The organism is Acidithiobacillus sp. TH-A36 (assembly GCF_057473445.1).
In genome coordinates this window covers 1-13,860 of record NZ_JBYCKP010000283.1, presented here as the reverse complement: position 1 = coordinate 13,860, position 13,860 = coordinate 1, and the positions used below count along the sequence as shown (strand labels likewise).

Here is a 13,860-nt window from a genome sequence, read left to right as displayed (position 1 = left end):
CTTGACGTGTATATAAGAATGGGTTTTCCTATGCATATTTCTCGCGATATGTATAGGTCGAGTTGTCTTTCTTTGCATGTTTCGCCATTCCATCTATTCGGGAGCAACCATGACACTTGAGCCGCTGCATCAGCTCGATCCGGTACGGTTCGAAACTGCTCCTATTCTGAAGAAGCTAGTAAAAAGCAGCCGTAAGCTTGCGGAACTCAAGAGTATGGCACGGACCATCCCGAACCAGGGCATCCTGATTAATACTCTGGGTTTGCAGGAAGCCAAAGACAGTTCCGAGATCGAAAACATCGTCACGACGCACGATGCATTGTTCAAGGGCGAAGCTTTAGAGCGCGTGTATTCAGACCCGGCTACCAAGGAGGTTTTGCGTTATCGGCAAGCGCTTCGCACGGGCTTTGAGGAGGTGCGCAAAACCGGGTTGATTACAAACCGGCAAATTCTGAAAATTCAGGAAGCACTGGAACAGAACGACGCAGGCTTTCGCCAGTTACCGGGCACTGATCTTCAGACCGATACAGGCCGGGTGGTCTACACTCCGCCGCAGGACAATAACGAGATCATCCGCATGATGGGCGACCTAGAGCGATTTATCAATGACGATGCCCTGTTCAACGTTGACCCGTTGATCAAGATGGCTCTGATTCATCATCAGTTCGAGAGTATCCACCCGTTTTACGATGGCAACGGTCGAACCGGGCGCATCATCAACGTGCTTTATCTGGTCAAGGCTGAGTTGCTGGACATCCCGTTGCTTTATCTCAGCAACTACATCGTTCGGAACAAAGGGGAGTACTATCGCCTGCTTCAGGCCGTTCGGGATGATGAAGCCTGGGAAGAGTGGGTTATGTACATGCTGGATGCTGTGGAACAGACCGCAGAGCAGGCCATCAAAATGATTCAAGCGATCAGCCTCGCCCTGATGGACTACAAGCAGCGAATCCGGAATCAGTTTCGCTTCTACAGCCAAGACTTGATCAATAGTCTGTTCCAGCATCCTTACACCAAGATCGCCTTTTTTGAGCGCGATCTTCAGGTTTCACGTCTGACCGCAACAAAATACCTCGACGATCTGGCCGAAGCGGGTTTTGTCGAAAAGGTCAAGGCAGGACGAAGCAACTACTATATCAATCTGGCATTGATCCGCGTCATTGAGGAAGACGAACGCTGACCGAATGCCAACTTGAGCAGGAAGTCTTATCTTGGTTAACCGATATCGGCTTAATAAGGGCCTTTAACGTCCCAGCGCTTTCTGGATTTTCTGATCGGTCTTGTACTGGCTTAAGGCGTAAACCGCCCAGATGGCCGCCGGTATCCAGCCCAGTACGGTGATTTGCAGAAGCAGGCAGATGATGCCTGCGAGCGGCCGGCCAATGGTAAAAAACACCAGAAAAGGTAAAAAAATCGCCAGAATAAGACGCATGATCCATACTCCCTGCCAATAATTATGTTTGCATATTAAATGGCGATTTCTACAGAATGCAAGTCTCCGTGCTAAACTCGCTCACATGGTTGCCGATAATAATGAACCCCCAAAAACACTTCTGAATCCCCGGCCAGGAGAACGCCTGCAAAAATTGCAGGTGATGCGTCGCTGGGCTTTGGTTTTACTGTTGCTGGCGTTGCTGTTGTTCTTGTTTTCAGCCAGTCAGGGATTTTTGGGCATTTGGGCCTGGACCGGGGCATTTTCCGAGGCCGCCATGGTGGGCGGGCTGGCGGACTGGTTTGCGGTGGTGGCCCTGTTTCGTCATCCGCTGGGTCTGCCCATTCCCCATACGGCCATTTTGCCGAGAAACAAGGCGCGTTTGGCGAAGCGTCTGGCCACGTTCATTCGTGATCATTTTCTGGAAAGTGAAGCCATTGTCCGCCTGTTGCGCCGCGCCGATCCCGCCACCTGGTTGGCACAGTGGCTGATCCAGCCGGAAAGCAGTCATTTGCTGGCCCGGCAATTGACGACGTTGCTGCAAAAAGCCCTGGCGCTGACTGATGATCAGGAATTGCGTGTTGCCCTGAGAAGCGCGCTGGGTCGCCAGCTGCAGCGCGTGGATGGGGCGCGCTGGATGGGAAATATTCTGGCATTACTGACGGAAGACCACCGTCATCAGGCTCTTCTGGAAGATGGTATTCAGCGCCTGCGCGAGTGGCTGGATGGGGAAGAAACGCAGGGGCTGCTGGCCGAGCAAATAGCAGCCATTCTGAAACGCGCCTATCCCACCTTGTTCTCCTGGATGAGTGCGCTCATGGACCCTGCCACCCTGAGTGATAATCTCGCGCGAAATCTGGTAAAGGCCGCGCATCAACTTTTGCAGGAAATCGAGGACGATCCCGAGCATCCACGCCGCCTGGCTTTTGATCGCTGGATGGCTGATGCGATTGTGCGGCTGCGCACAGACGCCGGGTTTCAGGAGCGTATCCGGCGTTGGCAAAATGGCCTTATTTCCCATCCGGCAGTGCAGGAGTATGCAGATGGTTTGTTGCGCGACCTGCGCGCCTGGCTGGACAAGGATCTGCGCAGTCCAGATTCCCGTTTACGGGGTCAGATTCATGTTTTGGCCGGGCAGTTGGGGACATTTTTGGCGGAACAGGCAGTCTTGCGGGAGGCCATTAATGATTATCTGGAAAACAGTGCCCGTCGTTTGGCCCCGGCCATGCGCGATGGTTTGGCGCAGCATATTGAAAAAACCATTCAGGACTGGCCCGAAAAAGACATGATCCGCCTGCTGGAAGAAGGGGTGGGGACCGATCTGCAATATATTCGGGTGAACGGAACCCTGGTCGGCGGTCTGGTGGGTGTATTGATTCATGCCCTGGCGCTGGCTGTGCCTCTACTCATATAGAGGTGCTGCCGATGGAATCAAATGGTCCGGTATGGCCCGCATGTGCATTGGGTCTTCTGGCCCGAATTGGCCATTTCAACCTGAGCAGATTGCTGGATTGATGTTGAGGGATTTGTTTTTTCAGGTAGTTACCGGGAAGGAACAAATTTTGCTGGATTGAGGATTGGAGTAATGTCCGGTCGGTTGTTTCATTCTGAACAAGGTTTGTAGAGGGAGGTGCATTTATGAAGCGTCTATTGATGAGTGTGATGGCAGCAGGCACCCTGATGATGGCGGGTTTTGCGACGGCGGCGACGGTTACCGCTACAGACGCGCAGCATGCGCTGGCGGCGGCCAAGACGGCCATGGCAAAAACTTCAGCCGTGCATTATTTGTGGCTTTCCACCCCGAAAATTTATAAAGAAGCCGAAGCGGCAGACAAAGCCGGTAAATATGATGAGGCAGTGGTCAAGGCCAAGCATGCGGAGGAACTGGCTAATCTGGCTTACGCCCAGGGCGAAGCTCAGGCCAAAAAATATGGCGTGAAGTTGACGGATCATGGGGCCCAGATGGACTAGGTTTTGACCCCGTGAGCGCGCAGCAGGCGACGGGCAACTTGCGTTTTTTCAGCAGCGGCGGCGGTAAAATAAAAATCAATGGATGCTTCAGTGGGCAAATCCGGTGGCGTCTCGGGGAGACTCCGTATGTCGATCCTGCGACATAATTGCCGCGCCACGCCATCATTTCCATCCAGGGTGGGAATATTCCGTCCATTTAGCTCTGACAGCCAGTTGCTGATCCAGCAGTAATGGGTGCAGCCCAGCACAATGACTTGAGTGTCTGTCGAGTAATAAGGCAGAACATGATTGTGCAGATACTCCTGGACTTGCTGCTGCCAGTCATTGCTCTGGGATTCAATGCGTTCTGCCAGACCCGGGCAAGCAAGAGGCTGCACGCGTTGTTCGGCATTTGGTAATTGCGTCAAGAGATTACGAAGCTTTTCACCGGTGACGGTCATGGCTGTGGCCAGCAGGAGAATACTGCCTTCGGGATAAAGCATCAGCGCTTTTTTGATGGCGGGCTCAATACCGATGATGGGCACGTCCGCATATTCCCGCAGAGGTATGGCTGCCGCGCTGGTAGCCGTGTTGCAAGCCAGTACCACGGCATCTACGCCTTGCCGGACAAACCAGGCATAAGCAATTTCCGTCCATTGTTGTACTTCGCCGGCGGTTTTGTCGCCATAAGGACTATGAGCGCTATCGCCATAAAACAAAAAATGGGCATTCGGCAAATAACGCAGGCAGGAGAGCAGGGTGCTGAGGCCACCCAGTCCGGAATCAAATACACCAATTCGCATCGGTTATTGGCTGAGTTCCTGATCGGCCAGCAGGGCGATCCCGCGCATTCCGGCGAGATCATCATGATTGCCGCGTTTGACTTCCACCTCGCCGCGCAGCGCGGGAATCAAGTCAGCGTCCAAACGTTGTAATAAGGCTGGCGCAAAACAATCCCAGGCCGCACTGACCCCGCCTCCCACCCGAATGACCCGGACATCGGCAACCTTCAAAATGCTGGCCAGGGCTTGTCCCAGATAATCACCGGCCATCTGAAAGGTTTGACTGGCTTCGGGGCGTCCATCGCAGGCCATCTGGGCAATAACGGCAGTATCCGGTGCTGTGCCGGTCAGTTCCACGTAACTGGACTGGATTCCGCGTGCCGAGGCATATTGTTCCAGGCAACCCTGATTACCACATCCGCAGCGTCTTCCGCCGGGGACCACGATGATGTGCCCTATCTCCATGGCGGTTCCATGTTCACCGCGCCAGGGGCGGTCGTCATGGACCCACCCACCACCGACACCGGTACCCAGGCCGACGTACAAGAGATCGCGCAATTCGGGATTTTCCTGTTTTTCTTCCCAGAATTCGCCATATCCGGCAGCATTGGCGTCATTTTCGATGAGTACAGGCAATTGGCAGGCATTCTGAACGGCACTTTGCAAATCAAAGTGGATGAGTTGCGGAATGTTGGGCGATTGCAGCAAAACGCCTTTGGCATTCACAAAACCGGGCACAGCCACCCCGACTCGAATAATTTCCGGGTATTGATGGCGGAGTTGAGCAATGCCTGCTTCAAGCAGTTCCGTGAACAGTCGGGCAGCGCTTTCTGAATCGGCTGCCGCAGCGCATTTGGCGTGCAGATCTACTTCATGGCGAATACTGTCCAGACAATCATTACCCCGGAAAACCCCAAAACGTAAATTGGTGCCACCGACATCAATACCTATGGTCAGTTCCTCAGTCATAGGCGATGATCTCCGTAAGGATTTCGATATGTTGCGTCTTGCCAGCCGTCAGGTCCCAGTAAAAATCCAGTTGCAGGGCCTGCATGATTTTTTCAAAGCCCGCTTCGGATTGGGAAACGGTCATATGGGGCGCAGCCTCCCAGCGCACCGGCGGATTGCAATGGAGGGTGATTTTACCGCCCATCACGGCATCTTCCAGCACGATTTGTCGGGTTTTTTCACCCTGGATGGGAAGTCCGAAGCCACCCTGGGATTGCCCATCCGCAAAAAACTGTCCCGCCGGCCCATCACAACTGGGCATGGCCAGAAATAGCCGAGTCTGAAAATGGTGAGACTCTGTATTGTGTTGGGAAGCTGGTGATTCTATCCGAAAATGCACCATCATTCCTTTATGGGCGAGGCTATAGGCTTTACTGACCGCCCAGCTGTCAGCGATACCGCCCGCAAAATGGGGAGCATCCTGAACGATGCTGCTTTCCGGATACGTGACTGCGACATTATCCAGCCACTCCTGAAAACTGTGGCAGGGGGCGGTGTCGGCAAGCAGATCATCAGCCTTAATTTCTGTTTTGAAGCTGATGCGGTCGTGGGCGGAAGCAATACCTTCACTGGGAGCCGCATGATCCACTGCCCCGTGCCGGATTTTGTCGTAGTAGGCCTCGTCGCGCCGTGCCAGTGTATCCCCAAGATTGTGATGCAGTTTGTAACAATCCCACTCGGCTACGGCGGCGGCGGGAGTCGGGCGAATGATCAACTGTTGATCGTCATTGTGATAATACAGCTCTTCATGGCCATCCATATCCACGTCAATGAACTGCAAACCTGGCCGTGCCTGGATTTTATCGAGCTGCGCTTCCAGTCGAACCATGGCATGGTACACCGCCCGGCGCAGGTGCGGCAGATAAATGCCGCCAAACAGCCCGTGCCAATAGGCATCATTGGCCTGGGTTTCATGTAAATCCGCACGCATCTGCTTGCTTTGCTGGCGCTTGGGCAAAGCATGAAAGCGCCGGGATAATTGCAGCATGCGTTTCTGCATCCAGTTGGACTCGGGATATCGGGTCAGAAAGTTTTTCCATATTCCGCCACGAATGAGTGGCTTGCGTAGGTCCAGGCGGCCTGCAGCCTTTTCCTGTTCCAGAAAAGCCGCGTAGTTGCGGGCCGCATCCGGTGCCAGTGTCCATTCGTTCATTTCACTGTAGGACACCGTGGGCAGATAAATCATACCCTGGGGCCGATGCTGGTGCAGATAATCCTTGAAACGCATGGGTTGAATATGTGGAGAATTCAGGACGCCCTGGAGAAACTGTTCCAGCCAGCCTTTTTCATAAACCCAACTATAAGTCTCCGGCCAGACCCCGAATTTTTCGATGTCATCAAAATAAATCCCGGCGCTACCCGGATTATGCGCGGATATTTCTTCGATATAAGTGACTGCGGCAGCGGCCTCCGAGAAAGGCAGGCGATAACGCAACGCTTCGGAAATGGGGAAAACATCGATAGCCTGGCCATTTTCTTCGGTGCGATGAAAGCTGCCGAGTTGGTCGCTAGAGGCCCCCGCGCAGAGAAAGTGATAATCGTCCACCATCACATATTGAATTCCCGCCTCTTGCAGGGCGGGAACCACGCTGGGATCCCAAACGCGCTCGGTCAGCCAGGCCCCCACCGGGCGCTGTCCGAAATTTTTGTCCAGTCGGTCGGCCATGGCTTCCAGTTGGGTGATGCGATCTGCATGGGGAATAGCCGCCAGCACCGGTTCGGTGTCCCCGGCGCCCACCAGCTCCGCCTGCTGGCGGGTGACCATTTCCTGCAGCAGTTTCATGGTGTTGGGGTGTTGTTGCACCATATATTGTAGTAACCAGCCACTGATATGAATGGCAAAGGGAAATTCAGGAAAGCGATGCATGGCTTGAAGAAAGGGGTGATAACAGCGCAGTACGGCGTCATCAATCACCTGCGGAAAATTACCAACCGGCTGATGGGCGTGGACGCCCAGGAGGAGGGGGGTGCTGTGGGTCATTGCTTATCCTTCCATATGGGTGCGGCGCATGGTACCTCCAGATTCGGCGGGTCCCCCACCATGACTGATGGGTTCGTTGAGGGTTTCTGGAGGAGAAATTTGCATCAGGTTATAAAGTTTGCGCAGGTTCATCCTGAACAGGTGATCAAAATCCCTGACCGAATCGGCAGGATTGTAATCTCCGAACCACCAGAACCAGTCCGAGCCCTCGCAACGACCTAACTGTTCAGTGATTTCTTCCTGCAGTTCGGGGGTGAGTCCGGCAAAATGCTGGTCAACATCCTGCTTGGCGGCGCAGAGCATATCCCAGGCCCGGTTTTTGGCCCCATCGCCGATCCAGGTGCTGAAATTGCCATAGACCCAACTCCCGGCGGCAAGATCCGGAATGCTTTTAATGGCTTCCGGATGGTCCTGGACATAGTCGCCGAAGGTACACATTTTGATATGGGGATGATTGGAAAGGGCCCGGTAGAGCTCGGAAAGAAAATAGTAGCCATTGTAGGGGTAGTATTCCCAGGCATTTTCTCCATCAAGAATGATGCTGACGACGGGATGATCCTGATCTTCCGTCTGGCGCCAGATGGCTTCGAGCTTATGCACGAAATCGATGACTGCATCGTGGCCAAACCAGGTTTTATAGTCAAAACCGATGGTGTCAGAGAGCGCGTCATCCCGAAAAAACAGCGCCGGTCCCTGATTTTCGAGGCGATAAGCCTTGTATAAATATTCGGCCCGACCGCGTGGTGCAGAATCGTCATCGCTGCGCAGCAGGCTATGCGTGAGTACGCCTTCTCCCGAAGCCGTCCAGGTCACTTGAGCCTCACCCAGCATTTTGACGAAGGCGGCAGAAACCCCGCCCTCTGCTGGCCACATGCCCTGGGCGGCAATGCCGAAATGTTGCGGATGATAAGTCTGAGCGCGTTTAATATGCCAGCGCACACGCTCGACCCCGCCAGGGTACTCAGGGGATTCGGGCAATGGCGCATCGGGTATGGCTTCCCGTGCGGCGGCAAAGTCCAGCATCAGGGGGCCAATGGGGTGGTAGTAGGGGGTGGTGGATATTTCGATACGTCCTGCTTCTGCCAGGGCGCGGTAACGGGGAATCAGTCCGCCGATCAGCTCACCGAGAAAGCGTATTAAATCCTGCCGGTCTGCGAGCGTGAAACCGTGTCCCTTGTCCATCAACTTCTTAATGAGCGGGCTGCCGCGCCGCACGGTTTCACCAGTCCAGGCCAGGTGATACCAGACCAGCAGATCGGCCAGAAACTGAATGGACAAATAGTCAGAAAGTTCCGCCGGATCACTGTGCATGATGGTATATATTTCATACAGTCGGCGGTATCCGGGAAAGGGATTCAGCATATGTTCCGGATCCAGTCGAAAGCACTGTTCCATGAGGTGATGACGTTGCTCATTGTTCAGGGTTTTTAGATCAGTGCTGGCCAGGGCGATGAGTAGAGGATCGCGAAAATGCCCACTTTCAAACTGACTGGTGTAATCTTCAATCTGCTCAACGAGAATCGGCACGCAGTTAAAGACGCCCCGAGCCAGAGGGTTTTCCTCATAATGGGCGATCATGTCTGCATAATCCTTGCAGGCATGCAGGTACGTCCAGGGCAATGCGTATTGTCCATTAGCATTGCGATAATCAGGCTGGTGCATATGCCAGCAGAAAATGACATGAAGCGCGCGTGCGGGGGGCATAAGGTCACCTCACAAAATGTAGTTGCTGGCCTAATAACTCCGGAGTAATCAGGGTGACGCCGTTGGGCGTCCGATAAAAGCGGCGGGCGTCTTCGGCAGGATCTTCGCCCACCACCAGGCCGTCAGGGATGATAGTACCCTTGTCGACGACGACTTTACGCAGACGAGCGCCTTCGCCCATGCGCACGTTGGGCAATATGACAGAATCTTCGATGAGGGTATGGCCATCATTGACCCGGACATTGGAAAACAGCAAGGAACGACGGACTGTTGCGCCACTGATGATGCAGCCTCCCGAGACAATACTGTCCAGTGCCATGCCGCGCCTTCCTTCGTCGTCAAAGACAAATTTGGCAGGAGGGAGTTGTTCCTGATACGTCCAGATTGGCCAGCGGCTGTCGTATAAATCCAGATCCGGAGTCACATGCACCAAGTCAATGTTGGCAGACCAGTAGGCGTCAACCGTACCTACATCCCGCCAGTAGCAACGACTGGCCTTGCCTTCATTGCTGGAAATACAGCTGTTACGAAAGCGGTGAGCCATGACCCGATAGCGTGACACCATGTAGGGGATCAGATCGTTGCCAAAATCATGGCTGGACTCGCGACTGTCCGCATCGCGGATGAGCTGTTCATACAAAAAATCCGTGTTGAAAACATAAATACCCATGCTCGCAAGCGCACGGTCGGGGTTGTTGGGTGTGGGTGTGGGGTCGCTGGGTTTTTCGGTAAAACCGGTCACCCGATCTTCGTGGTTGACGGTCATGACCCCAAAACCTTTGGCTTCTTCCAAAGGGACCTCAATGCAGGCGACGCTCATATCTGCCTGACTTTGCACATGCTCGGCGAGCATCTGACCATAGTCCATTTTATAAATATGGTCACCAGCGAGAACAATCACATAACGCGGCCGATGGGCACGCAAAATGTCAATATTCTGAAAAATCGCGTCTGCGGTTCCCTTGTACCAGCCGGTATTCATGCGCTGTTGGGCAGGGAGGATTTCAATAAACTCGCTGAACTCGCCTCTCAGGAATCCCCAGCCCAGCTGAATGTGACGAATCAAGCTGTGCGCTTTGTACTGGGTCAGCACACCAATACGGCGAATGCCGGAGTTCATGCAGTTGGATAAACAAAAATCAATGATGCGGAATTTGCCCCCGAAAGGCACGGCAGGTTTGGCGCGCCAGTCGGTCAATGGTCCAAGGCGACTGCCACGACCGCCAGCCAGGACCAGGGCGAGGGTATTTTTGGTGAGGTTACTGACAAAGCGCGGGGAATTGCTGGGGCCACTCTGGTTTTCTTCGGACATGCTCTTCTCCTTGTCGGGCACTGGTATTACACCTAGCTAGGAGTATAGACAGGATTCCCCCGTGCTTTCGGTTTAAAGGTACTGAACTTGGAGGATGTCGGCAAGCACTCAAAGGGGACAATGGTCTTTTCCGGCGATGTGTTATGCTCTTGGTGGGAGTGGCTCCTCAATCACAATGATGAAAAGGAGATTGTGGTGACGAAATTACCAAAAAAAAATCATGGCGAAGATTGGAATCATGACGAAATAGCCATTCGCGAGGCCCGTCATCACGATCCCTTCGCCTGGTTGGGGCAGCACCGGATCGGTAACGACAATCAAGCTATGCAGCGCGTTTTTTTGCCCGGGGCCTCTCAGGTAGAACTGCAAACCCCTCAGGGATGGGTGCTGATGACCATGCAGCATCCCGACGGGATTTTCACCCATGCCGGAGAAAGCCTGCCCACCCCCTATCGTTACCGCTGGCTGGATTCCCTGGGCACGCACGAGGCTTATGATCCCTATGTGTTCAGTCCGGTATTGGGCGATCTGGAAGTTTATCTGTTCAGTGAGGGTCGCTTGTATGAAGCCTATCAACATCTGGGCGCCCATCGTCGTTATCATGAAGGTGTCGAAGGAGTGTTTTTTGCCGTTTGGGCACCCAATGCGGAGCGGGTCAGTGTCGTTGGCGATTTTAATCACTGGGATGGTCGTTATCACCCGATGCGGATCCGGGGAATGAGTGGCCTCTGGGAATTGTTCGTTCCTGGACTGGAATTGGGCGAAATCTACAAGTTTGAACTCCGTCACCGGGATTCCGGCGCGGTTTTTGTGAAAACCGATCCTTATGCCAATGCTTTTGAAAGACGTCCAAGTACTGCAGCCCGGGTAGTGGACAGTCAGCATGTCTGGAAAGATCAGGACTGGATGGCTGCGCGGACGCAGGCCGACTGGCAGCATGCCCCCATGAATATTTACGAAGTGCATCTGGGATCCTGGCAGCGCGACGAGAAAGGGGATTTTCTGAGCTATGACGAGCTTGCCGAAGGTCTGCTGCGCTATGTGCAGGACATGGGTTACACCCATATCGAACTTATGCCGGTGATGGAGCATCCTCTGGACGAATCCTGGGGTTATCAGGTCAGTGGTTACTATGCGCCGACCAGCCGCTTCGGGAGCCCGGATGGTTTTCGGGCCTTTGTAGATGCTTTTCATCAGGCCGGTATTGGGGTGCTGCTGGATTGGGTGCCGGGGCATTTCCCCAAGGATGACTGGGGACTGGCCCGTTTTGATGGCACCGCTTTATATGAATATGCAGACCCCCGTGAAGGTGAACATCGTGACTGGGGGACGTATATTTTCAATTTTGGCCGCAACGAAGTTCGCAATTTTCTGTTGGCTAATGCCTGCTATTGGGCGGACAGTTTTCATATTGATGGCCTGCGGGTGGATGCGGTGGCTTCCCTGCTCTACCGGGATTATTCCCGGAACGAGGGGGAATGGATTCCCAACCAGTATGGTGGCAGGGAGAATCTTGAAGCCATTGATTTTCTCAGGGAAATGAATGTGGTGCTCAATGAGCGCTATCCGGGTATTTTGACCATTGCCGAAGAATCGACCTCCTGGCCCATGGTCTCCCGCCCCACCTATGTGGGCGGGCTGGGTTTTTCCATGAAATGGAATATGGGCTGGATGAATGACACCCTGTCCTACATGCAGCAGGATCCGGTTTATCGGCGCTTTCATCAGAATGATCTGACCTTCAGCCAGTTATATGCATACGCAGAAAATTTTGTACTGCCTCTCTCTCATGACGAGGTGGTGCATGGAAAACGCTCTTTGTTGGATAAAATGCCCGGCGATACCTGGCAGCGTTTTGCCAATTTACGTCTGCTGCTCAGTTATCAGTGTGCACATCCGGGTAAAAAACTGAATTTTATGGGCAATGAATTTGCTCAGGGAATGGAATGGAATTGTGGGCAGGCTCTGGACTGGGATTTGCTGCAAACACCCTGGCATCAGGGGATACATTGGCTGAGTCGGGATCTCGGACACCTGCACCGCGACTTGTCAGTCTTGCATGATCTGGATTTTGCACCAGAGGGTTTTGCCTGGGTGGATTGCCATGACGCAGACCAGTCCATACTCAGTTTTCTGCGCCGCGATCGCAACGGTGCTTTTATTCTCGCAGTGTTCAATTTTACTCCGGTACTGCGCAAAAATTATCGTATCGGCGTTCCAGAGTCCGGGCGTTACCGGGAAATTTTCAATAGTGATGCAGCTGCGTATCAGGGCAGTAATGTGGGTAACCTTCCGCTGTTTGCCGAAGCGCGGAGCTGGATGGGATTACCCTGTTCACTGGAGTTGACTCTGCCGCCCCTGGCAGCACTGTTTTTGCAAATGGACTGAGGAGAATGACTCCCGGCGTGGGTAATTAGCATGCTTTATATTTATGTCATTATCGCTTTCGCAGCGGGAATATCCGAATTGTTCACCGGCACTTTTTATCTGGCGGCGGTGGCTTTAGCCGCCTTGTTTACCGCTATTACCGGATTGGTGCTGCCTGGCGCGGTTTTGCACTGGGTGTTTCTGGGCTTCTGTCTGGTATTGCTGCCTGCCGGAATGTGGCTGCGCCACCGGCTCGCCGGAAAATCTCAGGGACTGACGGATTTTGATTTGGGTCAGGGCGTGGATGTGATTCGTGGTCCTGACCAGAATGAACATTATACGGTGCGTTACCGGGGCAGCGAATGGATGGCGGTGGTAGATGATGGCCCGGCCCCCTGTGCCGGTGATCGCGCCGTGATCGTGGGCAAGACCGATAACCTGCTACATTTAGGGGTGCTACCCCGGCAACCCTCCGACAAGGAGTCTTTATGTCCTCCCTCATCATCATCCTGATTGTCATTGTTGCGGCTTTTCTGATTTTACGCACCACCATCCGGGTGGTTCCCCAGCAGCGTGCCTGGGTGGTTGAAAGACTCGGTAAATATCACGCGGTTCTGGAACCGGGCCTGAATTTTATTATTCCTTTTCTGGACCGTGTGGCCTTTCGTTTTGATATGCGCGAAGTACCCATGGAAGTGCCCGCGCAGGCCTGTATTTCCTTTGATAACACCACCATGACGGTAGACGGGATTCTCTATTTGCAAATTACGGACTCCGTCAAGGCGGCTTATGGTTCGAGCAACCCCTTTACTGCCGTTATCCAGTTGGCACAAACCACCATGCGTTCAGAAATCGGCAAGTTGCATCTGGATGCAGCCCTGTCTTCCCGGCAGCTGCTCAATACGGCGGTGGCGGCTTCGGTGGATGAAGCGGCCCTGAACTGGGGCGTCAAGGTGCTCCGCTACGAAATACGGGACATCACCCCACCCCAGGAAATCATCCGCGCCATGGAACTGCAAATCACCGCAGAGCGGGAAAAGCGCGCCCTGATTGCCAAATCCGAAGGACAAAGACAGCAGCAAATCAACACTTCTGAAGGTCAGCGGCAACAGGACATCAATGTGGCAGATGGCCGCAAACAGGCGGAAGTATTGCGTGCTGAAGGTGAAGCCAAGGCCATTCAACTGGTTGCCGAGGCTACCGCCGAAGCAATCCGGGTTATTGGTTCGGCAGCCCGTGAACCCGGAGGCTACGAAGCCCTGCAAATGCAGCTCGCCAAGGACTACATCGAAAAGTGGGGATATTTGGCCAAGAGCAGTACCAG

At 53.8% G+C, this 13,860-nt stretch carries 12 protein-coding genes; 6 read left to right on the top strand and 6 right to left on the bottom strand.

The features are described 5' to 3' along the window. The first annotated feature begins 76 nt into the window (after positions 1–76). The gene (locus AC2VLY_RS07465; RefSeq protein WP_486922035.1) at positions 77–1,180 is read left to right on the top strand and encodes a Fic family protein; all 1,104 of its coding nucleotides are present in this window, start codon (positions 77–79) and stop codon (positions 1,178–1,180) included. Between the two features lie 63 nt (positions 1,181–1,243). Here AC2VLY_RS07465 and AC2VLY_RS07460 read toward each other — a convergent pair whose 3' ends face one another. Further along, positions 1,244–1,432, bottom strand: coding sequence for a YqaE/Pmp3 family membrane protein (locus AC2VLY_RS07460; RefSeq protein WP_010637640.1), 189 nt, complete (start codon positions 1,430–1,432; stop codon positions 1,244–1,246). Between the two features lie 85 nt (positions 1,433–1,517). On the opposite strand from AC2VLY_RS07460, the gene AC2VLY_RS07455 reads away from it, so the two are divergent. Beyond that, positions 1,518–2,846 (top strand): DUF445 domain-containing protein, encoded by a 1,329-nt coding sequence (locus tag AC2VLY_RS07455; protein WP_486922034.1) that lies wholly within the window; start codon positions 1,518–1,520, stop codon positions 2,844–2,846. Between the two features lie 224 nt (positions 2,847–3,070). After that, entirely contained in the window at positions 3,071–3,403 is a 333-nt protein-coding gene (locus AC2VLY_RS07450; protein WP_193650198.1) for a hypothetical protein, read from the top strand. Here the strand turns inward: AC2VLY_RS07450 and murI are convergent. From murI to glgC, 5 genes are read right to left on the bottom strand one after another with little or no spacing between them, the layout of a single operon-like run. Beyond that, positions 3,400–4,185, bottom strand: a complete 786-nt coding sequence (murI, locus tag AC2VLY_RS07445) for a glutamate racemase (RefSeq protein WP_193650199.1) — start codon at positions 4,183–4,185, stop codon at positions 3,400–3,402. The genes AC2VLY_RS07450 and murI overlap by 4 nt on opposite strands. A 3-nt stretch (positions 4,186–4,188) precedes the next feature. After that, positions 4,189–5,133, bottom strand: coding sequence for an ROK family protein (locus AC2VLY_RS07440; protein ID WP_486922033.1), 945 nt, complete (start codon positions 5,131–5,133; stop codon positions 4,189–4,191). Next, positions 5,126–7,153, bottom strand: coding sequence for an alpha-amylase/4-alpha-glucanotransferase domain-containing protein (locus AC2VLY_RS07435; protein WP_486922032.1), 2,028 nt, complete (start codon positions 7,151–7,153; stop codon positions 5,126–5,128). The genes AC2VLY_RS07440 and AC2VLY_RS07435 overlap by 8 nt, the downstream gene beginning before the upstream one ends. A gap of 3 nt (positions 7,154–7,156) precedes the next feature. Next, positions 7,157–8,857 (bottom strand): glycoside hydrolase family 57 protein, encoded by a 1,701-nt coding sequence (locus AC2VLY_RS07430; protein WP_300251354.1) that lies wholly within the window; start codon positions 8,855–8,857, stop codon positions 7,157–7,159. Positions 8,858–8,861: 4 nt separating this feature from the next. Next, the gene (glgC, locus tag AC2VLY_RS07425; protein WP_193650203.1) at positions 8,862–10,169 is read right to left on the bottom strand and encodes a glucose-1-phosphate adenylyltransferase; all 1,308 of its coding nucleotides are present in this window, start codon (positions 10,167–10,169) and stop codon (positions 8,862–8,864) included. A gap of 195 nt (positions 10,170–10,364) precedes the next feature. Between glgC and glgB the strand changes: the two genes are divergently transcribed. The 3 genes from glgB to AC2VLY_RS07410 form a co-directional block, all read left to right on the top strand. After that, positions 10,365–12,557, top strand: a complete 2,193-nt coding sequence (gene glgB / locus AC2VLY_RS07420) for a 1,4-alpha-glucan branching protein GlgB (protein ID WP_486922031.1) — start codon at positions 10,365–10,367, stop codon at positions 12,555–12,557. Positions 12,558–12,587: 30 nt separating this feature from the next. Continuing rightward, positions 12,588–13,049, top strand: a complete 462-nt coding sequence (locus AC2VLY_RS07415) for an NfeD family protein (RefSeq protein ID WP_024892872.1) — start codon at positions 12,588–12,590, stop codon at positions 13,047–13,049. Further along, positions 13,025–13,860 (top strand): SPFH domain-containing protein (locus tag AC2VLY_RS07410; RefSeq protein WP_486892376.1); only part of this gene is annotated, 836 nt, incomplete at its 3' end. The genes AC2VLY_RS07415 and AC2VLY_RS07410, both read left to right, overlap by 25 nt.

Bases quoted from the DNA above. Each gene is read 5' to 3' on its own strand.
- AC2VLY_RS07465 (WP_486922035.1), top strand. From the start codon at position 77: ATGTTTCGCCATTCCATCTATTCGGGAGCAACCATGACACTTGAGCCG.
- AC2VLY_RS07460 (WP_010637640.1), bottom strand. From the start codon at position 1,432: ATGCGTCTTATTCTGGCGATTTTTTTACCTTTTCTGGTGTTTTTTACC.
- AC2VLY_RS07455 (WP_486922034.1), top strand. From the start codon at position 1,518: ATGGTTGCCGATAATAATGAACCCCCAAAAACACTTCTGAATCCCCGG.
- AC2VLY_RS07450 (WP_193650198.1), top strand. From the start codon at position 3,071: ATGAAGCGTCTATTGATGAGTGTGATGGCAGCAGGCACCCTGATGATG.
- murI (WP_193650199.1), bottom strand. From the start codon at position 4,185: ATGCGAATTGGTGTATTTGATTCCGGACTGGGTGGCCTCAGCACCCTG.
- AC2VLY_RS07440 (WP_486922033.1), bottom strand. From the start codon at position 5,133: ATGACTGAGGAACTGACCATAGGTATTGATGTCGGTGGCACCAATTTA.
- AC2VLY_RS07435 (WP_486922032.1), bottom strand. From the start codon at position 7,153: ATGACCCACAGCACCCCCCTCCTCCTGGGCGTCCACGCCCATCAGCCG.
- AC2VLY_RS07430 (WP_300251354.1), bottom strand. From the start codon at position 8,857: ATGCCCCCCGCACGCGCGCTTCATGTCATTTTCTGCTGGCATATGCAC.
- glgC (WP_193650203.1), bottom strand. From the start codon at position 10,169: ATGTCCGAAGAAAACCAGAGTGGCCCCAGCAATTCCCCGCGCTTTGTC.
- AC2VLY_RS07415 (WP_024892872.1), top strand. From the start codon at position 12,588: ATGCTTTATATTTATGTCATTATCGCTTTCGCAGCGGGAATATCCGAA.